General features: G+C 67.9%; 21 protein-coding genes and 2 tRNA genes. 9 read left to right on the top strand and 14 right to left on the bottom strand.

Annotation, left to right across the window (positions count from 1 at the left end):
- The 3 genes from drmB to E1300_RS08550 are packed head-to-tail and all read right to left on the bottom strand — an operon-like array spanning position 1 to position 6,724.
- Positions 1–1,872 carry an MrfA Zn-binding domain-containing protein gene (drmB, locus tag E1300_RS08560; protein ID WP_242619024.1) on the bottom strand — a complete coding sequence of 624 codons (1,872 nt, stop codon included), beginning with the start codon at positions 1,870–1,872 and terminating at the stop codon, positions 1–3.
- The gene (locus tag E1300_RS08555) at positions 1,872–5,111 is read right to left on the bottom strand and encodes a helicase-related protein (protein ID WP_131756337.1); all 3,240 of its coding nucleotides are present in this window, start codon (positions 5,109–5,111) and stop codon (positions 1,872–1,874) included. Before E1300_RS08555 ends, drmB begins: the two co-directional genes overlap by 1 nt.
- A complete protein-coding gene (locus E1300_RS08550; protein ID WP_131756336.1) occupies positions 5,108–6,724 on the bottom strand; it encodes a nuclease-related domain-containing DEAD/DEAH box helicase in 1,617 nt (538 codons plus the stop codon). The genes E1300_RS08555 and E1300_RS08550 overlap by 4 nt, the downstream gene beginning before the upstream one ends.
- A gap of 194 nt (positions 6,725–6,918) precedes the next feature.
- Between E1300_RS08550 and E1300_RS08545 the strand changes: the two genes are divergently transcribed.
- On the top strand, positions 6,919–8,100 hold the full coding sequence (locus tag E1300_RS08545) for a sigma-70 family RNA polymerase sigma factor (RefSeq protein WP_165502741.1): 1,182 nt from the start codon (positions 6,919–6,921) through the stop codon (positions 8,098–8,100).
- A 334-nt stretch (positions 8,101–8,434) separates the two neighbouring features.
- Positions 8,435–8,980 (top strand): DUF6339 family protein, encoded by a 546-nt coding sequence (locus E1300_RS08540; protein WP_131756334.1) that lies wholly within the window; start codon positions 8,435–8,437, stop codon positions 8,978–8,980.
- Here the strand turns inward: E1300_RS08540 and E1300_RS08535 are convergent.
- Together E1300_RS08535 and E1300_RS52285 are read right to left on the bottom strand one after the other, a co-directional pair.
- Positions 8,977–9,414 (bottom strand): hypothetical protein, encoded by a 438-nt coding sequence (locus E1300_RS08535; protein ID WP_131756333.1) that lies wholly within the window; start codon positions 9,412–9,414, stop codon positions 8,977–8,979. The genes E1300_RS08540 and E1300_RS08535 overlap by 4 nt on opposite strands.
- 120 nt (positions 9,415–9,534) lie before the next feature.
- Positions 9,535–10,278 (bottom strand): hypothetical protein, encoded by a 744-nt coding sequence (locus E1300_RS52285; protein ID WP_242619020.1) that lies wholly within the window; start codon positions 10,276–10,278, stop codon positions 9,535–9,537.
- Between the two features lie 506 nt (positions 10,279–10,784).
- Between E1300_RS52285 and E1300_RS08525 the strand changes: the two genes are divergently transcribed.
- Both E1300_RS08525 and E1300_RS08520 read left to right on the top strand, forming a co-directional pair.
- Positions 10,785–11,027 carry a hypothetical protein gene (locus E1300_RS08525; RefSeq protein WP_131756331.1) on the top strand — a complete coding sequence of 81 codons (243 nt, stop codon included), beginning with the start codon at positions 10,785–10,787 and terminating at the stop codon, positions 11,025–11,027.
- A 6-nt stretch (positions 11,028–11,033) separates the two neighbouring features.
- On the top strand, positions 11,034–11,312 hold the full coding sequence (locus tag E1300_RS08520) for a patatin-like phospholipase domain-containing protein (RefSeq protein WP_131756330.1): 279 nt from the start codon (positions 11,034–11,036) through the stop codon (positions 11,310–11,312).
- 341 nt (positions 11,313–11,653) lie between these two features.
- On the opposite strand, the gene E1300_RS08515 is transcribed toward E1300_RS08520, so the two are convergent.
- Together E1300_RS08515 and E1300_RS08510 are read right to left on the bottom strand one after the other, a co-directional pair.
- Positions 11,654–11,726: transfer RNA gene (locus E1300_RS08515), tRNA-Lys, on the bottom strand.
- Between the two features lie 83 nt (positions 11,727–11,809).
- The gene (locus E1300_RS08510) at positions 11,810–12,385 is read right to left on the bottom strand and encodes a response regulator transcription factor (RefSeq protein WP_131756329.1); all 576 of its coding nucleotides are present in this window, start codon (positions 12,383–12,385) and stop codon (positions 11,810–11,812) included.
- Positions 12,386–12,845: 460 nt separating this feature from the next.
- Here E1300_RS08510 and E1300_RS08505 point away from each other — a divergent pair, with 460 nt between their 5' ends.
- From E1300_RS08505 to E1300_RS08495, 3 genes are all read left to right on the top strand, one after another.
- Entirely contained in the window at positions 12,846–13,982 is a 1,137-nt protein-coding gene (locus E1300_RS08505; protein WP_131756328.1) for an inorganic phosphate transporter, read from the top strand.
- Between the two features lie 14 nt (positions 13,983–13,996).
- Entirely contained in the window at positions 13,997–14,227 is a 231-nt protein-coding gene (locus tag E1300_RS08500; protein WP_131756327.1) for a hypothetical protein, read from the top strand.
- A 179-nt stretch (positions 14,228–14,406) separates the two neighbouring features.
- Positions 14,407–14,841, top strand: a complete 435-nt coding sequence (locus tag E1300_RS08495; RefSeq protein WP_131756326.1) for a DUF488 domain-containing protein — start codon at positions 14,407–14,409, stop codon at positions 14,839–14,841.
- A gap of 91 nt (positions 14,842–14,932) precedes the next feature.
- Here E1300_RS08495 and E1300_RS08490 read toward each other — a convergent pair.
- From E1300_RS08490 to E1300_RS08480, 3 genes are all read right to left on the bottom strand, one after another.
- Positions 14,933–15,008: transfer RNA gene (locus E1300_RS08490), tRNA-His, on the bottom strand.
- Between the two features lie 54 nt (positions 15,009–15,062).
- Positions 15,063–15,656 (bottom strand): oligoribonuclease, encoded by a 594-nt coding sequence (gene orn / locus E1300_RS08485; RefSeq protein WP_131756325.1) that lies wholly within the window; start codon positions 15,654–15,656, stop codon positions 15,063–15,065.
- A gap of 53 nt (positions 15,657–15,709) precedes the next feature.
- Positions 15,710–16,375: a pyridoxamine 5'-phosphate oxidase family protein gene (locus tag E1300_RS08480; protein WP_131756324.1), complete on the bottom strand. Its 666-nt coding sequence runs from the start codon at positions 16,373–16,375 to the stop codon at positions 15,710–15,712.
- A gap of 117 nt (positions 16,376–16,492) precedes the next feature.
- Between E1300_RS08480 and pdxR the strand changes: the two genes are divergently transcribed.
- Positions 16,493–17,821 (top strand): MocR-like pyridoxine biosynthesis transcription factor PdxR, encoded by a 1,329-nt coding sequence (gene pdxR / locus E1300_RS08475; RefSeq protein WP_131756397.1) that lies wholly within the window; start codon positions 16,493–16,495, stop codon positions 17,819–17,821.
- Here pdxR and E1300_RS08470 read toward each other — a convergent pair.
- Positions 17,813–18,592, bottom strand: coding sequence for a hypothetical protein (locus E1300_RS08470; RefSeq protein ID WP_242619019.1), 780 nt, complete (start codon positions 18,590–18,592; stop codon positions 17,813–17,815). The genes pdxR and E1300_RS08470 overlap by 9 nt on opposite strands.
- A 417-nt stretch (positions 18,593–19,009) precedes the next feature.
- Between E1300_RS08470 and E1300_RS08465 the strand changes: the two genes are divergently transcribed.
- Positions 19,010–20,125, top strand: coding sequence for a phosphotransferase family protein (locus E1300_RS08465; protein ID WP_131756323.1), 1,116 nt, complete (start codon positions 19,010–19,012; stop codon positions 20,123–20,125).
- A 46-nt stretch (positions 20,126–20,171) separates the two neighbouring features.
- Here the strand turns inward: E1300_RS08465 and E1300_RS49895 are convergent, their stop codons facing one another.
- From E1300_RS49895 to E1300_RS08450, 3 genes are all read right to left on the bottom strand, one after another.
- Entirely contained in the window at positions 20,172–21,665 is a 1,494-nt protein-coding gene (locus tag E1300_RS49895) for an RNA polymerase sigma factor (protein WP_165502740.1), read from the bottom strand.
- A 248-nt stretch (positions 21,666–21,913) separates the two neighbouring features.
- Positions 21,914–23,425, bottom strand: a complete 1,512-nt coding sequence (locus E1300_RS08455) for an RNA polymerase sigma factor (RefSeq protein WP_131756321.1) — start codon at positions 23,423–23,425, stop codon at positions 21,914–21,916.
- 308 nt (positions 23,426–23,733) lie between these two features.
- A partial coding sequence (locus E1300_RS08450) for a substrate-binding domain-containing protein (RefSeq protein ID WP_131756320.1) occupies positions 23,734–25,750 on the bottom strand: 2,017 nt, incomplete at its 5' end.

Genomic DNA, 25,750 nt, shown 5'->3' with positions numbered 1-25,750 from the left:
TTAAAGCCCCCTGACTCCTTCGCCCGCTGCTTCCACCGCTGCGTCGAGCACGTCTTGGAAGTACCCTGGCACTGTGCCGTTGCCGATCACCAGCACACGGTCTAAGAGGTAGTTGCCACTCTCACAACTGGTTTCCGCAACCAGCGTGCAAGCGTGGCAGGCGGCGAAGTTGAGGTTATTGAATGTATTCGCCAAGGTCTCACTACATAGAGGGTCCGAGGAACACCACATGGCGTCTTGGAACGATTCGAGCATCGTGCCCTGAAGCTGTGGTGGCTCGCCCTGTCGTACCAGGCCACCGAGCGTCCCTTCGGAGTCGCCGGCTGCGGTGTAGATCAAGACACCCGCCTGCCGAGAGACCCCGGTGACATCGAGACTGCTGCGGGCGTAAATGCGTTCACGTAGGGAAGTGGCGGCGTAGCCGGACTCGAAGGCCAAGCGCCGGATCAGCAAGTGCGCGAAGGTGTGCAGGAGCACGTACCGAGGTGAGAGCACCGGTCCGGTGCGCTCGCGCAGGCGTGATGCCATGAACGAATCATTGAGTCGTCGTTCCAATTGAGCGACCCGCTTACGGACGGCGTCATTGTTTTCCCAAACCGAAAGACGTCCCTCGTCGAGGGACAGAAAAATGCCCTCGCCGCGTACATCGATTGCGGGTAGCCAGTTGACCGACGACTTGTGGTGGAGCGCCACCGGCACCAACTTGCCACTCCCCGCTGGAGTGACCCGGTGAAAGCCTTCCAAGGCACGAACCTCGCGGAGTCGATCAGCGAGCACCACCTTGTCGACACGATCGGAGAGTGCCGACGTGACGGAAGTGGGCGATCCGGTCACAAGGTCGACGTGGCGGGTACGAAAGTAGGGATCATCCTCGTTATCCATCTCAGTCAGGAATGCTGCCCATTCCTCACTGAGGAGATCGCCGGGAGTCGCCTCGACCGCAGTCGCCCTTCCTGCCTCACGCTGCTTCTCATCCCGAACAAGCGCAGCGACGTAATCGGCCGAAGCATCGTGGGCGTCGCCGATCATCTCGATCATCTGATCGTAGATCGGGGCGTCATCGTTCATCCCCATCAAGGCAAGGAACATCGAGTCAGCCTTGATCGCCAGCGCCTTCTCACTGCTGCTATCCGCCCGCGATGGGTTGGGAACCTCGATCGAGGAGTGCACCAGCGGGAAGTAGACATTGCTTGCACCACGCTGGACCGCCAGGGGAATCTCCTCGCATTCAACGCGCTCGTCCCATCGCTGCCAGGGCTGCCGTCCAAAGCAACCAACCCCGATGGACTTGAGTGAGCCTTTGGAGGTGATGCCCATTAGATTACGCCGGCTCTGACAGCTTCCGCAGCGGACCTGCAGGGTGTCGAGACCGCCGGCGCCCTTGCCTGACACCGTTTCGAAGAAGAGGTTCTCCCTCTGACACTGGCGGGCCTCGGGATCGGCGTTGCGCGAGTGCGCCCACCGCTTCCAGTCGATGTCGTCCATGTGGCCGTTGGGGCAGATCTGTATCCAACGCATCGGCACCAGCTGCTTACGTCCGGGGCAATTGCCGCAGGTGGGTGCCTTGTCCGCCTGCTCTCGTCCCCGGCTCCAGCGGATCATTAGGCGACAGCTTTGACAGAACAGCCAGCTCGGGAAGCGCGAATACGGCACGCCGGACGATGGGGCCGCCCAAGCATTGCTGGCGACTGCGGGGGCTGCCCGGAACTCCCTTACCCCAAGGACCGCAGCCAATCGTTCACTCTGGATGCGCTCCCCGCGTGGTCCCCAGCGGAAGGTGTCGCAGGCGACGAGGGACTCGCCCTTGAAGTCGAAGATGGCCCCTATCCCGAACGGCACGATGGTCTGCGACTGACGTATTTTGCGCTGCATCACGCATCGCCCCCCGTCGAACCGCCGCTGCGTGCTACCTCGACGAACGATTCCAGATCGACGTTGCGCATCGAACCGAGGGTCTCCCAGCCTGTCGCCTTGGCGTGGTACTGCCGAATTAGATTGAACTGCCCCTTGCCGTTGGGGCGGTAGTAGAGCAACTTACTCTGTGCGTCCGCCTGCTTGGCGAGACCGACCCAGTCCTCGATGAACCGTGCCAAATACGTCTGCGCTCCGTTCTTCTCGCGGGGTTCGACACGGACAACAACGTCGACCAACTTCTCGGCCAGTGTTTCGACCTCAGCACGACGAGTGAGGATCTGGCCGGCGCTACCGTCGGACTGCATACCCAGTCGGTGACGCGCCAGGATGACCAGCGCAGCATGCAGCGCCCGATCGCGCGACGGCGGCGAGAACGGCGTGACACTGGTCGGCTCGACGTGACGATACAGCGCCGAGTGATACGCCCGGAAGTTCTCGTAGTGCGACCGATCCCGAGGCTTGGTCGAACGGAACAGGCCGAACACCAGACCCGGTGCCTTCGCACGCCCCACGCGACTGGTGGCTTGGATGTACTCCGCGGTCGCTTTCGGCTGTCCGTTGACCAGCATCAGGCCAAGCCGCGGCACGTCGACACCGACCGACAGCATGTTGGTGGAGGCAAGAAAATCGATCACCGAACTACTCGTCACCGGTAGATTCAGTCGCTCCAACAGACGCGGTTGCAATGCGCGCGGGACTGTGGATGACAGTTCTTCGACGTCGTAATCCCTACGGGGACGGTCAACCACGAGACTCCCCAGTCGGGCATGAATGTCGTCCCGGGCGATCGTGACCGTACGACCGAGCTCCCGCAGCGAGCTGTGATACGCCACGACCGTCCAGTAGGCATCCTGGGCATCACCGGTGAGGTTTAGATCCACCGGCGCCTGGAGCAGTGCGGCTCCGGTGTGCACCACTGCGGTGTCGGAGGTGTGCCCTTGGGCCATGAGGCCCACGTAGAGCCGTCCCGGTGAGTTTCTGTCAACGCGGGCGAAATAGGAGTCGTCAGCATCGACTCCGGTCGGCGGGAACAGGTCGACGGGACGACCGAACAGCCCCATGATCTGCGCCGAGGCACGGCGAATGGTGGCGGTTGACGAGATGATCTTCGGCGGGCGACCGTTCGACTCGCACAGGAGGTTGATCGCAGATTCGTACAGCCCGACCGTCGTGCCGAGCGGGCCGGTCAGCAGGTGCAGCTCGTCCTGGATGATCAGGGACGGAGGGCGTCGATCCACCATGTTGCCGAAGAGGGACCCCGAGTCGGGCACCCAAGCAAGCTGAGCGAACTTGTCGACGGTGCCGAGAAGAAAGGTCGGCGGAGAATTATAAAGTGCGCAGTCGACGACGTGAACCGGAAGTATCTCGTTGAACTCACACTTTGTCGATGGACAGTTGAAGGCGAACGACTGGTCGGTCGCGATGATGCCGTAAAGCGAGTCGTCGTCCTGGTGGTCTCGCGGGACGATCTCGGTGCCGCACCAAGGGCACCGATCCAGGAGGAATCGGTCATCGGTTTCGCCGGCATCGCGTAGTTCGTCGAACTGCTCACGTGCGTTGACGTAATTATTGGGCGAAGTCGCCTCCCCGACCCAAAGCCCGACGGAGATCGGTTCGTCCCCGAGCTCACCGGGCCGCCTACGGCGGAGGTACTCGCAGGCCGCGGTCGTTGAAGCGGTACGCTTGAACTGGTCGGCGGTCAGCAGAGACAACGTGTAGCGGCTGATCACTGCGGTACCCAGGCCCGCTTCACCGAGCACGAGTCTGCGGCGAAAGATCTCGAAGGCGGCGACGAGCAGGTACGCCTCGGTCTTTCCACCACCTGTCGGAAACCAGATCAGATCAACAACGTCGCGGTCGTCATGCACCTCGGCGACCAGGCCGCGTAGGGTCGTCAGGAAGAAGCCCAGCTGGAACGGTCGCCAGGCCGCGCCGGGAGCATAGGCGTCCGGCATGTCCGGGGCAGCCGCTCGGGGACGGCGGCTCCCGGCATACCCCGTTTTGCTGTGATGCATCTGGATCAGCATCGCCTGGTTAGCCAAGCGGAAGGCGGTCAGGAGCTTGACGCGATCCGGATGGTCGACGAAGACCTGTGCCCCGTCCCGCATGCGGGCAAGCGCACGCTTCAATCGCGTGATGACCGACTCAGCGGCCGCCGTGTAGCGAGAGTCGAGCGTGGCGGCCTTCACCTCCACACCTTTGATCCAGTGTTCGTAGGGATCGATGAAGGAGTTGAGTTCAGCGACCAGCGTCGCGGTAGGCACCGACTCGTCGGCCAACCACGCCACGTCGAGCGCCTGGCAGGCGTCGCCCTCGGCGCTGACTCTGGGCACAACGTGGGACGGCATGACTTCGGAACGAACCGTCGTCACAGTGCCGTCGTGCTCGACCCATTCAGGGGAACATCCGTGTCCGATCGCGAACACGCGGGCAGCCCGATGGACGAGCCGCAGCTCGTCCTCCTCGGGGTCGTGGGACGCCATGGCGACGTTCGGATACTCCAGCACCTCAGAGCCGTCCGGCACAGTGATGTCGAAGTCGACCTGGAGTAACATCTCGTCCCAATGGCGCTCGGGATGCTCGTCATCGGCCTCACGTGCATTCACGAGCGTGACGGTCACCAGAGAGCCATGCGGGTAGCTCCGCCAGCGGACGTGGATCTCAGCCTTGCCATCCCAGATGGAGTGTGGCTTGTCGTCCTCGGGGGCAATGGTGACAGTCGCTTCCTGCAGCTCGTGGCGACGCCAGATCTTCCGTGAGCCTCGCGACTTCTTCTTGGGTTCGTCGTCCTCGAGCCTCTCAGTCGGCCCTGCTTTGACTTCGACATCGGATAGGGCCGCTTCGGCGGCAGCCCCCGAGAGCGTCTTGTATTCGGCCCCGTGTGCCCGGACGGTCATACGGGGTGCGGTGGTGAAGAACGACAGCCCCTGGGATGCTGGCAGGAAGTCGTTGGCTGCTGACACCGGATCGTCGCTGAACTGGCTTTCGTCGCCGGTGTCGGTGCCCGCCTCGTCGGCTTCCTCGCCCTCCGCTTCGATGTAGCCGGCGAAGGAGACCTGGCGCGGGAACAGGATGCCCATCAAATAACGCCTGTTCGGCGGGTCGAAGATGATCTCCGCCGGGCCGTCGAACGGTCCGACCAGTTGCCGACGCACGTAGTCGACGAAGTCTTGACGGGTCTGTGCCAGCGAACTCATAACTTCGCCTTCTGATAGGCATCCATGGCACCGACGTGGTGCTCCTTGAACAGTGCGCGGAGCTGACCCGACACCAGCGGTGTGACGGCAATCCAAAGTCCGGCGCGCGGGCGGCTGAGAGCCACGTAGAGCAGATTGAGTTCTGTCTCCGACTCGACCGAATCGATGTCGATGACGCAGACGAAGCGGTTTTCCAGCCCTTTGAAGTCCACCGCCGAAGCCCAGGTCATCGAGGTACCCGGCCAGGTCGTGGCCAGCGAGGGAGTCAGCTTGGCGATCCGACCTTTGCGGGCGTCCCGCAGGTCCCTCGCTGCCGAGTTCTCCCAGTCCCCCCGAAGGGAGACGATGGTGATGTGCTCGGGCGGTACCTCGTGCTCGCGAAGAGCTCGAAGGCGTGCATCCAGGGCTGCCGTCTCGGACGCACGATCGTCGACGGGAGCGAAGGACACCTCTGGCCCGGCCCCAGCGGTGGCCACGCCGGTATCCGCGCCTGTGTAGGCGCGCGTCTGGAAGGCGATCTCCCGAGTGTTGCGACAGTTGAACTTCAGGTTCGGGCGTACGGGCCGAAAGGACTCCACGTACTGGAGCGCGTTGTGATCGTAGTCGCCGTAGAGGTGTGCCTGACGGTTCTGGTCGAGGAACATCACCCAGCGACCATCCGACAACCCACCACGGACGGCGTCATCCAGCTTGGTCAGGATGTCGAAGGTCATCAGATCCTGAGCCTCGTCGATGACGAGCACGTCATATGGCTTGATGGCCTTCAGCTTGGAGACGGCCATGACGTCCACGTTCGTCCCGGCAAGGCGGTTGCGGACGAATCCGGCGAGTACTTCGCTCCGGCAGCAGAACAGCACTCGGCGGCACAGCAGGCTTTGCCGACGGGCGACCTCCGCGGCAAGAAAAGTCTTGCCCGTCCCTGCCCCGCCATGACAGATGACGCGAGGCTCCTCGCTGATGAGATCCAGACGCTCGTATTGTTCCTCGGTCAGGCGAACGATGGTGCGTTCCAGCTCGCTGGCGCGGGCATCGAGCAGCGGCGAACGGTCGAACGAGGGACGAAGGTCTCGGAGCAACGTCGTCTGAAGCTGCTTGGGTATCGGGTTGGCGGCGGGCTGCTTGGCCTTCCAGTAGGCGCACGCTCGTTCGACGGCCTTGGTGAGATTCCGGTTGAAGGGGCCACGACCGCAGTAGGTCTCGTCGTCCCACTCGAAGCTGCCGGCTAGATCGACGTCGGGTGTGATGACCAGAAAGCCGAAGGCGACGTCGTCGATGGGCTGACCGTGACGTTGCCGGAGGCGGTCACGCAGAGCGAACATACCCGTCTGCACCTGCTTGAACGGTCCTTCACGGGAGGTCCGATGGTGTCCGGCGCGGTCACGATAGGTCCAGATCCCGTCGCGGCAGGAGACCTGCCCGCCCTTCACCTCGACGGCCAGGATGAGGACGTCCAGTACTAGTACGAAGTCGAGCTCGGCGGTGAGCTTGTATTCGTGGTCCGGGAGGTTGAGCGAATGCAATGCGGTGCCGGCGAGGCTGCTCCTCGAGAGGGCCTCGAAGACCCTCCGCTCAGAGGAAGTGATCTCCTCCGCCCCGAGTTCTGTCGGTACCATCCGCAAAGCTCTACTCCGTTACCTGAGGGTCAGGTCAATCCTGCCCGATACCGTTGGCCACGGGAAGCTCTAGGGGGAGAGACAGTATTGTGGATCTCGAATATCTGTCCCGCGTCCTGATGCGGCTCCGGCCCTTCGTACGTGGTAAGACCCTCCGGCGCACTCGGCTCGAGCGAGTACTCGGAACGCTACAGATGTCCTCCGATACAGTCCGTCCGGAGGTCGAGCGTCTGCTCATCAAGGCGGGCATCACCATCGAAGAGGATCTGGTACCGGAGCCGGCTCCTGTGATGGTCAAGTTGGTCGCAACGCCACCGGGCGTCGATACACCTGGTGGTGAGAGCACCGACCCCACCAAGGTGGAGATCGACGAAGAAGGTCCGGAGTTCACGGAGGAGAAACCTCGTGGGGAGCCGCGGCTCATCGGGCGTTCTGAGACTGAGATGGCCATCGCGGCCGCACGCCGTCGAATTGCCGCTGACCGCTTGGTCGCGGATCGCGCCAGGATTCTGCTGAACGCCCAGCAGGAGGTGGGGCTGGCGTTCCTCATCCGAGGCGAGGCGAACCGTCCGCTGGAGCAGGGAGACTTCGCCAAGCTCACCGGTGAGGCGCGCGAAGCTGCCGAGTGTCTCTGCCTCCACAACCAGCGTCTGCTGCACTCCGTCGCGCAGAAGTACCCGCAGACGGGGATGACCTATGAGGACATCGTCCAGCACGGAGCGGTCGGGCTCATTCGAGCCGTGGAGCTGTTCGACCCCTCCCAAGGCAATAAGTTCTCGACCTACGCGATGTGGTGGGTGCGCCAGAGCATCACCCGGGGGATAGCCAAAGAAGCACGCCTCATCCGTCTGCCTGTTCACATGGTCGAACGGCAGCGCATGGTCTGGAAACAACGCGCGCTGCTCACCTACGACGGGCAGACCCCCTCGCTGGCTTCACTCGCCCGAACCTGCGAACTAGAGGAGGAGGCGGTCATGGAGTGCCTCCGACTCGGGCCGCCCGACCTACTCTCTCTCGATATGAAGATCGGTGACGGTGAAGCCACCCTCGCCGACGTACTGGACATCGATGATCCGCGCCAGGATCCCGAACAGGAGGTCACCTTCGGATTCCTGCAGGAGCAGATCCGCGCCGTGCTCGACACCTTGACTGAACGCGAGGCCGGTGTCATCTCGATGCGCTTCGGTCTCGTCGACGACAATCCCAAGACCCTCGACGAGATCGGTAAGGTCTACGGGGTGACTCGGGAGCGGATTCGACAGATCGAGAGCAAGGCACTCGAGCGACTTCGGCATCCTTCACGTTCCCGGGCCCTGAGGCCGTACTACTACGCTGGCGGCAGGAAGCCGAAGCTCTCGTCTGACGAGGTGGAATAAGCGTCGGAGGCTTACGGAGCGGTGGCCTCTGATGGCGAAAAAGCGGTTCGTTGTCGAGGTTCCCGACGGTCAGCACCTGCGAGCATCTCGTGACCATGATGGAGCGTATCGCGGGCGCCTGTTCGATGACCAGACCGGAAACTCGTCGGCCACGTCGACTTGATCGAGGTCGACGATAACGAGGCAGACCTCTTACCTGGCCCCTCCGGCGGGGGCATTGCGTTCTCGGATGGCAAGATGATGGGCGGATGACCTGCTGCGCTTGACGATGCGCTGGGCAGCTACTCTGCAGTACTGATCAGCGAGCTACTCTGCAGTACTGATCAGCGGCGAAATGGTCGGCGACGCGCACAGCGATGGCGGGCGTTCCGACCTCCGTCTCGCCAGGGTTCTGCACTCGGACATGGATGTCGTTCCGGCCGAGGCCGCATACGGGGACGTCTGGGCTTTTCTCGCCCTCGTGCTGCTGCCGGACGTCGCCTACTGGAGGTATCCGAATCCGCCGGGAGACCGCGTTCTTGGCACCGACTTCACGCGGCACGTGTTCGGACGTATGTGGTGGCGGGCCCAACTCGTCCACTCCGCCCGAGATTCCGACCCCTACGCAGCCTTGAACGTCTTGGGCGAGGCGGCCTTCGACCAGATCTACGCCCGTCGTAAAGCGCTCGGGGGAAGCCCCCACCTGGTGAGGGGAATCCTGCGCGTTTGCAACGCCCTCGATCTGCGCGGTCTCGAAGAGCGCCAGATCCTCCGAAACCTCCTGATGCGACTGGCCAAGGGGATTGGCCTCATGAGGCCACTGGGCGACGTCTCGGCCTCCTCTGCCCGTCCGGTCGACCTGCGCTTAATGGGAATTGCACAGCCGTCCGGATGTCGTTAGTTAACGGTCAAATTGCCGCCGTACATGTTCCCGATCTGAGTGTACTTTTCGGCTGTTCCATTGAAGACCAGTGTCACATTCTGATGCCCTGCCGTCGACTCAACCTGCGCCCGCCGGAGGCGGGTGTAGATTTCCGCTCGGAAATCCGAGTCATCGCGCATTGCGTGCTGCAGTGCGGCCTCGAGTTCGCCGGCGAAGACGGCATCCTCCTCCATCGTTCGGTGTAGTACCTCAGCTAGTTGGACTACGTTTGTGTTGTCGTCGGGAGTAGTGATCGCCTTGTCGAGCGCTTCTACGTCGTCAGGCCGTTTGCGCAGCCGGGCACGTACCTTGTTGCTGAAAGCGATGATTCCGTCCCTTGCGGGCTGGCCGGTCAGTTCAACCGCCTTGCCTGCCGCCGCTGCGGCGATCGCCAACGTCAACGGATCTACCATCTAATTCTCCTAAGCATGTGAGAGATGTGTAAATGCCGAGCGATTATTGCAGCGATGGCGCCGTCGCATGCTTCTCGCGTCTGGGCGCATCTGAGGTGGATGGGAGTTATGTCTGTGAACTCAGGTATTGATAGTACCCTGATGCATATTATTGATTTGTATGACCTTTTCCGCATATCCTGAAAAGATGACTGTTCCTTTCTTGATGAGGGCTATGCGATCCTCCTGGAGGGCAAGAGTGCCGCGTCTCTCGAGGATCCTTGCCGCTTCGACTGCATCTTCCCGGCTGACGGCGATTCCTTCGTAATAGCAATGAGGTGACTCCCAGAACAAATCTATATCCGTCCACTGGGCGTATTCAGCCCTAGGCTGAGCGGTCTCGCTGACGGAAGGCTTCGACGTTAGCCAGTCGATCAAAGCACCTGAAATTGAGCTTTGTTTCCGAGGAGCGTCAGTTCGGCGTCGTTTGATCGTTTGGAGTCTTCGAATCCCAACGCCAGTGACTCGCAGTTCGAGTTGGCGGAACCAAGTTCGTTGATCATTCCACCACTCAAGGTCTGCCTCAGAACTCTCTCTGAGGAGTAAGTCTAAGACGGACGGGTTGACGTAGTCGCCATAGATTTCAGTGCTTGCTATAAAGCAGTCCAAGAGAATTGACTTAGCGTCATGCAGCTGAGCGATTGATCTGTAAGGCAATAGATCCCATCGACTTTCTTGGATGATTGGCCTTAGATGGCTAAGAGTGGGTTCGAGTGCATTAATGCAAGAAGCCACTGACGAACCCTCGTTAGACACCACCCACTCGAGGCAGTGGATGGCGAAAATTTCTGCCGCATCGGCTGTCCAGCCAGCTTCTTGAGTCATGTGCTACTCGTATCTGCCATGAACGCGATAAGCCACGGGATAGATGTGAGGACCATGCCAAGTACTGCTATACAGCATCTTTGTAGGTCGGCATCAGGTTGTGAGGATGAGAGTCCTGGTAGGATCTCGTTACCGTGCGAATGTGTCTGCATCGGCCGGTCGACCGGCGAGGTCGTGATCAGACCACGCCCGTATCATCCTATTACTGGATTTTGCAGAGCACCAGGCGAAGCGCTGTGAGAGTTGCTGTGGGCGCTTGAGTGTCTGGCGTGGCTCGGGGGCGTGACGTTACTGGTCTCATGAGGTGACATGTCGGTTACAGATCGTGATCTAAATGGTTTGTCTTTGAGATGACGCTAGTAGTGGCAGGTGCGAGCTTGGCGGCGGCGCCAGGTTAGCCAGTGGTGCCGAACGGGAGAAGGTCGGTTCTTCACTGCGGTGGCCGCGGTGGACCAGCAGTCACGGGCAGGTGAGCCGCCGGGTTCCGATGTTGATCAATTTGGCTGGTGCGATCGTTGCGGCAGTGCTGCGGGCCGGTCGAAGCCTGGACGAAGTGGCGGTCCCGTCGAGTGCAGCGGCTCGGCACCGGGACCCGGCGGCTGGAGGAGGTGTTCACCGCCCTCGGTTGTGCCACACCGGACCCGGCGGGGGCCGCGTCGGAGGTACGGCGGAACGCGCTGGAAGCCGTGGTGACCGGTGAGGAGAAGCATCTGGCGTCGGTGGAGGTGCTGACCCGGACGTGGGAGTGACCTGGAGTGCGGCTGCTGATCGTCGGGGTGGATGTGGAGGCTGGCGATCCGGCGATGTGGGACGCGCGGCCCGCCGGTGTCCCGTTGACGGTGGCCACGGTGGCGAGCTGCGCGGTGACGGGTTTCTATCCGCTGATCCGGATCGGCACACGCCGATGCATTGACGGCGGTAATGCGGGCGCCAGCAACGCTGGGCTCGCCGCCAGCGCGGATATGACCGTGCTGGTCGATCCGTTGATGAACACGTCCCGGTCGGACACTGAAGCGGACGTCAAGTCGTACTAGACGAAAAGTCGTTGGCGGTGTTCGGTCCCGTTCAGGGTAACCGCATGTCTGAAAGCCGGCCTACCGAGCCAAGTCCGTCAGGCGCTGGCCGCGACCGCGCGCCTCCGGCTCGATACGTCCTGAACTTGGCATCGGATCTTGTGATGGAGATTCCTCAGGGTGGACGTTGCCGCGGCGCGGCCCCGCACGGCCGCGCCTCCGTGAGGCCGTTATGGCCGATCCTCATGATCGTTGTCTGAGGTTGCGTCAATGAGCGAGCTTGGAGCAGCGCGGGTAGACTTTTGGGGAGGAAATGCCAAAGGCATTCGCGACATATTCGCGAATGCCTTGGCGGTGGTGGGTGCGCCGTCAGGGACTTGAACCCCGAACCCGCGGATTAAGAGTCCGCTGCTCTGCCAATTGAGCTAACGGCGCCTGTCGGTGGGGGCTCCGGCCTTGGCCGGTGTCCCTGGCGACAGGAAGAACAGTATCAGGACCTGCGGACCAGTGCGAACCGGTTAGTCCTTGGCCGGGAGGACGCTCATCATGCCGCGCCAGAGGGCGATCGCCGTGGCGCGGGAGCTGACGCCGAGCTTGGAGTAGATGCGGTTGACGTGGTTCTTGACGGTCTTCTCGCTGAGGAAGAGCTGGCGGGCGATCTCGCCGTTGGAGCGGCCGGTGGCGATGAGGTCCATGACCTCGGCCTCGCGGGCCGAGAGGCCGAGCGAGGTGCGGGACGCGTCGCGGACGCTGCGGATGAGGTCGGGGACGGTGAAGGAGCCGGGGACGAGGTGGCCGCAGGCGCCGCCGCGGAGCGCCACCTCGACGCCGTGGTCGTCCGGGGACGCGAGGACGAAGACGCGGGACGAGCGGCTGAGGGGGCCGGCGTGACCTGTGCGGGCGGCGGCGGCGTCCAGGAGCACGATGTCGGGTTTCAGGCGTTCGGCGAGGGAGAGTGCGTTGCCGGGGTCGGCGGTCTCGGCGACGACCTGGAGTTCGTCGCTGCCGTCCAGCAGGGAGATGACGTTCGCCCGCACGTGCGGGTCGCCGTCCACCACCAGCACGCGTAGTGGAGCCGTTTCGTCGACACTCATCCGTTGCCCTTGGGGTGTCGTTGACATGTATAAGGACGGAGCATAACCGGCCGATGATCCTAAGCCAACAAACCTCGCCGCGAAGAACGCCCGGCTTCTCGCCGGAGCGCTTCGAGTGGCCGTGGTTGCTATGGGGTTTGTGCAGGTCAGAGGCGAGTGGAAGCTTTCGTACGGTGCTGGGGCATTAGTCGGGGAGATCTGCCGGGTTGACCTGCACAAAAGCCTCGGCCGGGGATTTTGGGGCGGACGGGAGAAAACGCGCGCGTGGAAGTGGAGAAGACATGTCGCCGCCGGAATGACGGGATCGGTGAGGGGGTGGCGAGCGGTCCCGGGCGTGGAACGTGCCGACGCTCGCACCTGTGTGGAAGGTGCGTGGTCGCTGTCGGGCATGTCGAGTTCACGGAGGGTTCACCTGGTCTGACTACCGTGACGGCGCCCGGTTCGTCCGGAAAGGGTGCTTATGGACCACGTCTCGTTCCTGGTGGTCGTCGTGATCGTCACGGCGCTCGCCTTCGACTTCACCAACGGCTTCCACGACACCGCCAACGCGATGGCCACCTCGATCGCGACGGGGGCGCTGCGGCCGAAGGTCGCCGTCGCCATCTCCGGGGCGCTCAACCTGGTCGGGGCGTTCCTGTCGGTCGAGGTCGCCCATACGATCTCCGGCGGGATCGTGGACGACAAGCTGGTCTCGCCCGCGATGATCTTCGCCGGTCTGGTCGGGGCGATCGTCTGGAACCTGCTGACCTGGCTGCTCGGGCTGCCGTCGAGCTCGTCCCACGCGCTGTTCGGCGGACTGATCGGCGCGGTGTGGTTCAGCGCCGGCTCGTCCGGGGTGCACTTCGACACCGTTGTGGAGAAGATCCTGATTCCGGCGGTGGCGGCGCCGTTCGTGGCCGGATTCGTCGCGATGACCGCGACCTACCTGGCCTACCGGATCACCGCCAAGGAGCGGTCGGACACGACGCGCGACGGCTTCCGGATCGGGCAGATCGCCTCGGCCTCTTTGGTCTCGCTCGCCCACGGGACGAACGACGCGCAGAAGACCATGGGCGTCATCACGCTGACGCTCATTTCGGCGGGCGCCCTGGACCAGGGCGCGGACCCGCCGTTCTGGGTGATCCTGTCCGCCGGCCTCGCGATCGCGCTCGGCACCTACATCGGCGGCTGGCGGATCATCAGGACGATGGGCAAGGGCATCACCGAGATCGAGTCGCCGCAGGGGTTCGCGGCCGAGTCGGGGTCCACGGCGGTGATCCTCGCGTCCTCGCATCTGGGGTTCGCGCTGTCGACCACCCAGGTGTGCTCGGGCGCGATCCTCGGGTCGGGGCTCGGCCGCAGGCTCGCCGAGGTCCGCTGGAACGTCGCCGGACGGATGGCCGTGGCCTGGCTGCTGACCCTGCCCGCCGCGGCCGGTGTCGGCGCGCTGGCCGCGTCCGTCGCCACCCACGGCGACCTCGGCGTGACGATCGCGGCGGTGGCGGCGCTCGCCGTGGCCGCCGGGATCTACGCGGCGTCGCGGCGGACGCCCGTCCACTCCGGCAACGTCAACGAGGTCCCCGAACAGCGGCGCGAGCCCGCCCGCGCGGCGGCGTAGGTCTGGAGCAGCACATGGACATCAAGTGGTCGTCCCTCGGCCAGGTCTTCGTGGTCAGCCTCGGCGCGACGGTCGCCGTGGTCGTGATCTTCGCCGTCGGCCTCCTCGCGGCCTCGGCCCGCCAGACGGCGGTCGAGCAGGGCCGGCCCGCGACCGTCCCGGCGGCCGCGGCGGGGCTGTGCTTCGCCGCCTGCGCCGCCCTCGTCCTGTACGGCGTCTACCTGATCGTTCCCCAGTTCCACTGACCTCCCGGCACGCCGGTCACCGGTGATCGTGATGAAGGACGGCCCTCCCGAGTAGGCCCGATTTCGTCTGCCGCGATGAGCCAGGGCCAACGACGACCGAAGGCGGTCGCTAGAACAGTGGACGTTCGGTCCGGAGGGGAGGGGCTTGCACCGGTGATCGGCGTGAGAGGCTGTGCGCCATGTCCGTGACCGATCAGGCTGGATTGACGGGTATCGGTTACCAGGGGCACGACCTCGCCTCGTTCCTGGCGCAGCTCTCCGCGGACGGCATTTCTCTAGTCGTGGACGTCCGGCTGAACCCGATCTCGCGTAAGCGTGGCTTCAGCAAGCGCGCCTTGGCCGAAGCCCTGAACTCTGTCGGGATCGGGTACGAGCATGCCCGGCCGCTCGGCAACCCGAAGGAGAATCGGGCGGGGTTCGGCGGTGATCTGTCGGAGCTGCGGGACGCCAGACGGCGCTTCGCTGAGGAGTTGGACGCACCGGCCGCGCGGGAATGGCTCTCGGCCATCGCGGGCTGGGCGACCGAGCAGAGGGTCGCGCTGCTCTGCTTCGAGGCCGAGCAAGAACGCTGCCACCGAGACGTGGTGGCCGCCGCCATCGCCGCCCTCTCGTGAGGACGGGCGACGCTGGAGCGGGGCCGTATCCGGCGGCCGATGCGCGGATGGGAACGAAAAAGCCCTGGTCGGTGAGGACCAGGGCTTCTGGTGGGGTGAGTGAGGGGACTTGAACCCCCGACATCTTGGACCACAACCAAGTGCTCTGCCAGCTGAGCTACACCCACCGTGGCCGGGATCGCTCCCGGCTCCAAGTAGTGTAGCGGTTCCCGGGGAGTGGGTCAGCCGCTGATGGCGGCGGCCAGGGCGCGGGCGGTCTCGGAGTCCGGGCCGGGCTGGGGGACGAAGACGGCGGCGCGGTAGTAGCGCAGTTCCTGGATGCTCTCGGTGATGTCGGCGAGGGCGCGGTGGCCGCCCTTCTTCTCCGGGCTGGCGAAGTAGACGCGGGGGTACCAGCGGCGCGCCAGTTCCTTGATGGACGAGACGTCGACCATGCGGTAGTGCAGGTGGGCGTCCAGGGAGGGCATGTCCCGGGCGAGGAACGAGCGGTCGGTGGCGATGGAGTTGCCGCAGAGGGGCGCCTTCTTGGGGTCCTTGACGTGGCCGCGGACGTAGTTGAGGACGATGTCCTCGGCCTCGGTGAGGGTGACGCCGCCGGGGAGGGCCTCCAGCAGGCCGGACGCGGTGTGCATGTCCCGGACGACCTTGGACATCTGGGCGATCGACTCGGGCGACGGCTTGATCACCACGTCGACGCCCTCGTCGAGGATCGTGAGCTCGCTGTCGGTCACCAGCGCGGCTATCTCGATGAGCGCGTCGTTGCGCAGGTCGAGTCCTGTCATTTCGCAGTCGATCCAGACCAGCCGCTCGTTCATGGGTTTCACCCTACGACCATGAACGACTGCGCGGGGCATCGGATCCGATCGATTTACGAGGTCGGAGCCGTTTCGGTACCACGGAGGGCGATGTGGGCGGGTACGGGGACGTCCGGGGGGAGCAGCGGGTCGGGGGACGGGGTGCCGAAGACCTGGTGGACGGGCAGGACGCCGGCCCAGACGGGAAGGGCGAGGTCCTCGTCGTCGTCGGAGGGCGGGCCCTGGCGGATCTTGACGGACGCCTCGTCGAGGGGGAGGGCGAGGACGGCGGAGGCGGCCAGTTCCTTGCGGTCGGGGAGGCGGGCCACGTCCCACTGGCCGGGGGCGAGGTGCTCGGTGATGGTGCGGAGGGCGGCGAGCTTCTCGTCGGGGTCGGTGACGGGGACGGGCGTCCCGTAGATCATGGCGCTGCGGTAGTTGACGGAGTGGTGGAACAGGGACCGGGCGAGGACGATGCCGTCGAGGTGGGTGACGGTGACGCAGATCTCCTGGGACGGTCCGGCCATAAGGCTGGTGGCGCCGGTGGAGCCGTGAACGTAGAGGGTGTCGTCCAGGCGCCCGTAGCCGGTGGGGATGACGCGGGGCGTGCCGTCGACGATGACGCCGAGGTGGCAGATCAGGCCGTCGTCCAGGATCTGGTGGAGGGCGGCGCGGTCGGTGGACGCGCGTTCGGAGAGGCGGCCGAGACGGGTGCGTTCCGTGGCGGAGAGTGAGGTCATGTCCGTTTACGCTAGGGGGCGAGTGGCCTGGTGAGTAGTGCCACTTCCCGTGGATAGCCGGAGACCAGTTTGACGATCGACCTTCCGCTCGCCGTGGATCGTGGTGCGGACGAGCCGATGAACGCGCAGCTCGTGGGGCAGCTCCGCGCGGCCATGCGGGACGGGCGGCTGGCGGCGGGGGAGCGGCTGCCGGGGAGCCGGTCGCTGGCCGGGCTGCTCGGGGTGAGCCGGACGGTGGTGACGGAGGCGTACGAGCAGCTGTACGCGGAGGGGTGGCTGGAGGGGCGGCACGGGTCCGGGACGTATGTGACGGACGGGGTGGCGGCCGATCCGGTGCCGTTGCCGCGGCCGGTGGGCAAGGCGGCGGGCGGGGGCGGGGTCCGGGCGGGGATGATCGATCTGCGGCCCGGGACGGCGTTCGTGGGGGAGTTGGACACGCCCGCGTGGCGGCGGGCGTGGCGGCTGGCGGCGGGGATGCCGCCGCGGCAGCGTCCGGACGCGTTCGGGCTGCCGGAGCTGCGGGGGCCGCTCGCCGGGTACGTGCGGCGGAGCCGGGGCGTGGGCTGCGCGGTGGAGGGGCTGCTCGTCACGCGGGGCGCGACGAACGGGCTGGATCTGCTCGCGGCGACGGTGCTGCGTCCGGGCGACCGGGTCGGGGTGGAGGAGCCGGGGTACCTGAAGGCGCGGACGGTGCTGGCGGCCCGGGGCGCGGAGATCGTGCCGTGCCCGGTGGACGAGCACGGGCTCGTCGTGGACGGGCTCCCGGACGATCTGCGGCTGGTCTACACGACGCCGTCGCACCAGTTCCCGCTGGGCGGGGTCCTGCCCGTGCCGCGCAGGCAGGCGCTGCTGGCGTGGGCGCGGCGGACGGGGGCGCTCGTGGCGGAGGACGACTACGACGGCGAGTTCCGGTACGACGTGGCGCCGCTTCCGGCGCTGTACGGGCTCGATCCGGACGTGGTCGTGTACCTGGGCACGGCGTCCAAGATCCTGACGGCGGACATGGGGCTGGGCTGGCTGGTGGCGCGCCCGGACCTGGTGGCGGCGATCGCGGCGCGGCGGGAGCGGCTCGCGGACCGGACGAGCGTGGTGCCGCAGCACGCGATGCGGCTGCTGCTGGAGCGCGGTGATCTGGAGCGGTACGTCCGGCGGATGCGCGCGGAGTACGCGCGGCGGCGGGAGGCCGCCGTGCGGGCGCTGGACGGGCTGCGCCTGCGCGGCGACACGGCCGGGCTGCACGTGGTGGTGGAGCTGCCCGGGCCGGTCGCCGCGCGGGTCGAGCGGGACGCGGCGGAGCGGGGCGTGCTCGTGGAGACGCTGGAGCGGCACCGGGACGGGAGCGGGCCGGTCACGGGACTGGTGATCGGCTACGGGTCGGCGGCGGGGCTCGCCGAGCTCCGGAAGGGTTGCTCGGTCGTCCGCGAGCTCGCGGCCGGGTCAGCTTGACATCGCCGACGGGCCGACCGTGACGCGTCCGGGGACGGGGTCGCCGGCGGGCGGCGAGCGGTCTGGGACCGGGGTGACAGCGGGGCCGGGACGGCCGGGCGGCGGGGTGCTCTGCTCGGCCTGCGGGGTGCGGACCGGGTCGCCGCCGCGCGGGTCGCGCAGGACGAGGCGGCCGGCGGCGGCCGGCTCGGGGATCGGCAGGCGCGGCTTCGGGACGGGGGCGACGGGGGTGTCGGGCCCGGTGATGCGCCGGATGTCGATGCCGCCGGGGTCGGGCCGCTCGATGACGGGGACCTGGGAGGCGCCGTAGTGGCCGCCGCGCGCCCAGTCCTTGCGGGCGCGGCGCGAGTGGTAGGACTGCGGCGGGGGCAGCGGGGGCCCGGCGGGCCAGCGGCGGGCGACGCCCCACGTGTCGAGCCAGCGGACGATGGCGTCGAGGCCGGTGAGCAGCGTCCCGGTGAAGGGGAGGCGGGCCTGGCCGACGACGACGATCTGCAGGCAGGTGCGCCCCTCGCGGCCGACCTGCTCGCCGAGGAGGCGGGCGGCGCGGGTCGCGGGCAGGAGCTGGACGACCTCGCCGGTGCCGGGGTGCCACACGAGGTGCGCGGGCCGGTCCTCCTTGATGAGGTCGGCGGCGACCGAGCGCGCCGAGACGGTGCGGGGATCGGACTCGCTGGCGAACCAGACGACCCGGGGCGCACCCCCTCGCAGCGCTCCACCGTCCCGTCCTGCCGGCATGCGTCCGGCGCCAGGCAGCCATGCGTCTGCCACGGTGTGATCCCCCCAATCGGGCGGTCTAGCCCCGAATGGTCTAGTCCCTTGGTGGTAGCCCGGCGGGACCCGGAGGTCCAGCCTGCCGCCATGGGCCGGAAACGACGGCGAGCAACAATCGTGCTGAGGGAAGTCCACTCTGCTCGGCTGTCGTCGCAGATGCGTACCCCGGTGGTCTTCCGCTTGCACCTGCTGTCACTCTTTTCCTTTCTGTTCTGCCCTGTTCCGTCCCGGCAGCGGCGGTGTTGTCGCAGGTCGTGCGGTATGTCGGACCTCGCCGGCGCGGAGCGGCGATACGGCCGGATGTGGCCGTAAGATTACAGTCCGCGAAGACGGGTGCCTAGGCGCGGTGCGCTTACCGTTCAGTACGGGGGTGGGGTTTCCCTCGCCGACCGAGCCGCGTTCTAATAAGGCGTCATGACCGTTGACGCTGAACTTCCGGCCGGGGTCCCCGGCATCGACGTGCCCCGCCTCGCGGGCTGGCTGGCCCGCGAGCTGCCCGGTTCGGGGCGCATCACGGCGATCGACCTGATCGCCGGCGGGCGGTCGAACCTGACCTACGGCATCACCCTGGACGGCGGCGCCGAGAGCGGCAGCGGCGGCGGTCGCCGGATCGTGCTGCGCCGGCCGCCGCTCGGGCACGTCCTGCCGACCGCGCACGACATGGGCCGCGAGTACCGCGTGCTGTCCGCCCTCGGCGCGGGGACGGCCGTGCCCGTCCCGAAGACGCTGGCGTTCTGCGACGACGAGGACGTCATCGGCGCGCGGTTCTACCTCATGGACTTCGTCGAGGGGCGCGTCCTGCGCACCCGGGAGGACGCGCGGGACCTCACGCCCGAGCAGGCCCGCGGTCTCAGCGAGGCGCTGGCGGAGGCGCTCGCCGCCGTCCACACGGTGGACGTGAAGGCGGCCGGGCTGGAGGACTTCGGGCGGCCGAGCGGCTACATGGCGCGGCAGCTCAAGCGGTGGGGCAAGCAGTGGGACGGGTCGCAGGAGGCCATCAGGGCCACGGGCGGCACCCACGATCTGCCCGAGTACGACCGGCTGGTCGCGCGGCTCGCCGAGCGGCTGCCCGCGGACGCCCCGGCGCGGCTCGTCCACGGCGACTTCCGGCTGGACAACGCGCTGGCCAGGCTGGAGCCGCGGCCGGAGATCGCGGCCGTGGTCGACTGGGAGATGTCGACGCTGGGCGACCCGCTGTCCGACCTCGGGCTGACGCTCGTGTACTGGGCGGAGGCGGGCGACACCGAGGAGGAGGTCCTGCCGGTGGGGGCGACGATCACGTCCGCGCCCGGGTTCTTCACCCGCCGCGAGTTCACCGAGCGGTACGCGTCGCTGACCGGGTTCGACCTCGCCGACCTCGACTTCTACGTGGCGTTCGCCTGCTTCAAGCTCGCGGTGATCCTGGAGGGCATCCACGCCCGCTTCCTGCAGAACGCGACCGTGGGCGAGGGCTTCGACCAGATCGGCGCCGCGGTGCCGCTGCTGCTCGGCCGCGCCCACCGCATCCTGGACGCCGGCTCCCCCTGGTGACGGACGGCGCGGCGGCCGGGCCCCGTCCAGGACCCGGCCGCGCCCGTCAGCAGTAGGAGACCGCCGCGGAGCCGCCGGGCGAGAACGAGACCGAGGCGCTCTTCGTGCCGCCCCAGCACCAGTCGGAGTCGTCGCGGCTCACGCGGACGCCCGCCGACTGGCCCGCCGACAGGTGCCCGGAGCCGCCCGCGCTCACGTTCCCGGACGTGCCGGTGACGCGCCAGTTCACCGCGCCGCCGACCGCCCTGATCGTGACGGTGCAGGACCTGCCGTCGCCCATGCTGCACCCCGACACCGACAGAGTGCCGGGCTTGGGCGGCTCGGGCGCCCGCGAGGTCGGCGTGGACGGCGGCCTGCCCGGCGACGGCGTCTTGGACGGGCTCTTGGACGGCGAGGGGGACTTCGACGGCGACGGCGACGCCGACTTCGACGGGCTCGGCGACGCGCTCGCGGACGGGGTCGGCTCGCCGTCGCCCGGGGGCGGTTCCGGGTCGGCGCCGGGCGACTCGTCCTCGCTGCCCGCTGGCGCGGGACGGGTCGCGGCGGCGTTGGAGCCGGAGTCGCCGCCGAACGCCGACATCGCGCCGACGAGCAGCACGACGGCGGCGACGGCGGCGGCGACGCCCGCGAGGAGGGGCCCGCGGCGGCGCCTGGACGCGCGCTCGCGGGCGCGGGACGGGGCGGGCTCGTAGGGGAGCGGCCAGCCGTACTCGTCGAACGGCTCGGTCCAGGCGGCGATCGCGCGGCGGTTGTCGGCGCGGTCCGCGGCGGTGGCGGCGGTGAGCACGTCCAGCCGCAGGTCGCCGGGGATCGCGGCGATCGGCAGGACGGACAGCAGCCGGTCGGCGGGCAGCGGCGGGGTGTCGCGGGCGCCGCAGACCGGGCAGTTCGCGACGTGCCGGACGAGGGACGTCGACGTCTGCGGCGACAGCGGCCAGGACTCGGTCAGCGCGGAGACGCTGGGGCAGTCCTTCCAGTGGTTCTGCGCGATGAGGGACGCGCGCAGCGCGGCGGCGAGGTCCTCGCGGGAGTCCTCGACCAGGTGCAGCGTCTCCTCGAGCGGGATCCCGAGGATCCCGGCGAGGTCGACCTCGTCGAGCTCGTGCCGCACCGACAGGTCGATCGCCTCGCGCTGCCGGCCGTTCAGCGCGGCGAGCGCGCTGTGCGCGAGCAGGCGGCGCTCCTCGCGCCGGGCGAGCTGCTCGTCGGTCAGGTCGTCGTCGGCCTCCGGCGCCTCCTGGCCGGTCTGCCGGTTGGGGCTGTCGCGGCGCCGCATGCACTCCTTGCGGGCGATCGCGTACAGCCAGCCGCGCAGCCGCTCCGGCTCCTGGAGGCGCCCGACGTGCTCGCGCGCCGCGATGACGCAGTTGCGCAGCGCCCCGGCCGCCTCGGTGCGGTCGCGCAGCAGGCCGTGGCAGTAGTCGTACAGGAACGGCGCGTAGGTGTCGTAGACCTCGGTCAGGGCGATGACGTCCCCGGCCCGCAGCGCCTCCGCCAGCCTGGGATCGTCGAACTGCCCGGGCCCTGGCTCACCGGCCACGGGAACCCTCCAGGTGAGTTTTCGGTGTGATGAACGTGCCCCGAGGAGCCGCCGACGCCTCTCGGCCCGCTCCGGTTGCCCGATCTTGCCACCAAATTCCTGGAATTTCTCCCATATGAGCGATTCGTTGTGACGGGAAGCGCACGCCCCGTGGCCGTTCCGCCTCGTGAGAGCACGGTTGCGCGCGCGAAAGTGATCTGGATCACTTTGTGTCCGGGTGGTCAGCCACCCGGCGGCCGGATGCGGCCTCAGTCGGACGTGCCCCCGTCGGGCGGCTGCTGGCACGACAGCGTGATCGTCGCGACGCCGCCGGGCGAGAAGCTGACCGTCCCCGACCCTCCGGGCGGGTTGCACGTACCGCTCACCTGCACGGAGGCCGACTGCCCGCTCGCCAGCCTGCCGCCGCCGCCCGCGCTGACGCCGCCCGAGGTGCCGCGCACCGACCAGGTCACCGGACCGCCCACGGCGCGCACGGAGGCGCTGCAACTGCCGGGGCCGGGCCCGGAGATCGTGCAGCCGCCGACCGCCAGCGTCCCGGCCCTGGGCGGGCTGGAGACCGTCCTGCTCGGCGTGCGCGTCGGGCGGCGGGTCGTCGGCGTCCTGGACGGCGTCGGCGTGGTCGTGGACGGCGTGGGCGTCGGGGTGCTCTCGGTCGGCGTCGGCTCGTCCGAGGGCGTCTCGGACTCGCTCGACTCCGACGGGTCCGGAGCGGACGACGACGTCACCGGGCCGCTCTGCGCCCCGGTCCGCTCCTTGCCGGAACTGGGCATCAGGAAGAACGCGCCCGTGACGATGAGGACGACGGCCGCCGCGGCGGCGAGGGCGGCCCACAGCCCGCGCGGTGCGCCCGCCCCGCGGCGCTCGCTTCGCGGCGCCGCGCTCTCGACGGGGACCGGCCAGCCCCAGTCGTCGAACGGCTCGGCGCGCTGCGCGACCGCCGCGAGGTCGGCGGCCAGCGCCGGGTCGGTGGCGGTGGCGAGGACGCGTCCGCGCAGGTCGGTGGGCATCATCGCGACCGGCAGCACCTGGAGCAGCCGCGCCGGCGAGATGCGCTCGCGGCGGGCGTGGCAGACGGGGCAGCCGCCGATGTGCTGGACGATCCGGCGCGCGGCCTGCGGCGGAAGCGGCTGGTCGCCGTCCGCGCCGGGCAGGGTGCCGAGCAGGGCGTCCAGGTCGGGGCAGTCGCGGCGGCCGGTGCGGGCGACGAACGCGGCGGCGAGGGCGTCGTCCAGCCGGGCGAGGGCCTCGCCGGTCAGGTCCGCGGCCTGCCGCTCGTCCATGCCGAGCACACCGGCGATCTCCACCGGCTCCAGGCCGTGCCGGAGCATCAGGTCCAGCGACTCCCGCTCGCGGCCGCGCAGGCCCGCCAGGGCGCCGTGGACGAGGTGCCGCGCCTCCAGCCGCCGGAACCGCTCCTCCTCGTCGAGGAAGCCCTCCTCGACCTCGGGGGCCTCGTGCCGCTCCGCGGGGCGGTGCGGGTCGCGGAGCCGGCGCAGGCACTCGTTGCGGACGAGCGCGTACAGCCAGCCGCGGAAGCCCTCCGGCTCGCGCAGCAGCGTGACGTGCGCGTAGGCGGCGACGAGCGCGTCGTGCAGGGCGCCGGCGGCGGGCTCCTGGTCGCGCAGCAGCGCGTGGCAGTAGTCGTACAGGCGGGCCGCGTAGCGGTCCATGACCTGGATCAGGGCACCGGGGTCGCCGGCCGCGAGCGACCGCGCCAGGCGGTCGTCGTCGGCGCGGTCAAGACTGGGCCATCCGGACACAGGGTCCTCCCGCGAGCTGAGCGTCAGCCGTTCGATGAGGTGGTCGCCCGGCGCCGGCGTCCGGCGTGCACACCCGGGTCGGGCGGGGCGTTTCCACGGAGATCGCTTCCCGGGGCCGCCGGGGGCCTCGCGGCTCGTGCCGGCCGCCGCTCCCCGTCACGGGCCGGGAAGGCCGGGCAGGAAGGTCGAGTCGGAGGCCCGACGGCCCCGCTCCCCGTCGGGCCTCCACAGAGTTTGACGGGCGGCGCGCCCCGCCGGTTGACACGAATCCCAGGAAATATCGGGAACTTCGATCCGTGTCCGTAAGATCACGACGTGATGCGCCGCGACAGCATCTTCAGGAAGATCTTCTGGATGTCCTGGGGGGTCATGGCGATCTGGACGTTGCCGTTGGTGGCCTCCGCGATCCGCTCCAGCTCGTTGCGGTCGACGCCCTTGCCGAACCCGATCATGTTGACCTGGATCGGCTTGTTCTCGTCCTGCATGCCCTTGAGCTGCGCCAGCGTCTGCGCCAGCGTCGGGCCGCCCGGGTCGTCGTTCTTGCCGTCGGTCAGCAGCAGGATCGAGTTGCCGAACTCCGGCTTGTAGGACTCGTTCATCTCCTTGTACGCGGCCAGCATCGTCCGGTAGAGGCCCGTGTCGCCGTTCGGCTTCGGCTTCATCTGGTTGAGCTGCGACAGGACGAGGTTGCGCCGCGTGTTCGACCCGATCCGCTCACCGAGCGGGCCGATCGACACCGACTCCTTGTAGGGCAGCTTGCCCTGCATGTTCGTCGAGAACAGCCACTGGCCGAGCTCGGTGTCGTTCGACATCATGCTCAGCCCGCCCTGCGACACCTGCGCGATCGCCTGGAGCCGGTTCGTGTGCGGCGCGACCTCCTCCGCCATCGACCCCGACACGTCGATCAGCGTGAGCATGCGCAGGCCGAGCGACAGCTTCGACCACGCCTGCATGACTTGGTTGACCTCGGCGGCCTTCGGGTTCGGGAGCTGCCGCGGCCGCGCCGGGCTGACGCCCTCCTTCGCGCCGAACCCCGACGGCGCCTTCCCGTCCGGCGTGCGGAAGCCGAGCTCCCGCGCGTCCCGCCGCGTGTCCTCGCTGCTCATCGCCTGCTCCAGCAGGCGCGCGGCCTTCTGCCGGTCGCCGTCGTCGCTCGTGACGGTGAACGGGTAGTCCATCGACAGCGTGCCCTCGGTCGGGTACAGCGCCACCGCCGGCTCGGACGGACCGCCGTGGTTGTAGCTCCACAGCGCCTGCTCGGACGACAGCGAGATCGGCTGCTTGCCCGTCCGCCCCTTGCGGAAGTGCGTGAACTGCGCCTGGACGTTCGGCACGGTGCTCTCCCGGACCGTCCGGACGATTCCCGTGAAGATCGACTCCTTGTTGGGGTCGTTCGCGAGCAGCATGCTCGTGATCATCAGCGAGCCCATGCCCGCCGCGTTCCGGGTCGGGTCCGGCACGATCAGCCGCACCGAGCCCGCCGGGATCATCTGGTTCTTCGTCACCGCGCCGCCCGCGACGCCGCCCGCCGCCTTGAGCAGGTTGTCCCAGGACGGGCTCGCGGTGATGCCCTGCTTCTTGAGCTGCGCCGCGAGCGTCTGCGGCAGCCCCACGACGATCGGGCTCGTCGCGATCGACGTCTTCGTCGGCTCGATGTTCTTGGCGCCGCGCTCGCCGCCCTGCGCCAGCGCCGTCCACAGCGACGAGTCCGGGATCCACACGTCCGGGCGCTTGTTGGAGTCGTTCGCCACGCCCTGCCCGGACAGCAGCGTCGCCACCGACGCCGGCTCGACCTTCCGCACGTCCGCGCGGACGCACTTGCCGCCGACCTTGTGCTTCCCGTCGTTGAACCGCCCGGCGGCCTTCACGACGACCGGCTGGATGTCCGGCGCGACCGCCACCGACAGGCTCAGCGCGTCATCGCCCGTGCAGCCGCCGCCGCTCTCGGCGAACGCGTACACGCCCACGCCCAGCAGGAGGGCCAGGCCCAGCGCGCCCGCCATCGGACCGATCAGCGCCGCCGCGCTCCGCTTGCGCTTGCGGCGTCCATACTCTCCGCTGCCGTAACCACCGGATCCACCGCCATAGCCACCCGAACCGCCGGACCCTCCGGCCCCGCCGCCGGAGTCGCCCGGCCCGCCCGGACCGCCCGCCCGTCCGCCGAAGAAGCCCGTGGGGCCGCCGTCCGAACTGCGGATGGAGTCGTACTCGCCGTAACCCGTCCCGGAGAGAGGCCCGGAACTTTCGGCCGGACCCTGCGGGGACGCCATCGGCTGCTGCCCGTACCCGGGCTGCCGCGGCTCGCCTGGCTGCGGGTAGCCCCCG

This window comes from Actinomadura fibrosa (genome assembly GCF_900659615.1).
Taxonomy (GTDB): Bacteria; Actinomycetota; Actinomycetes; order Streptosporangiales; family Streptosporangiaceae; genus Spirillospora; species Spirillospora fibrosa.
The sequence above is the reverse complement of the archived record's forward strand: the minus strand, read 5'-3'. Positions and strand labels throughout refer to the sequence as shown.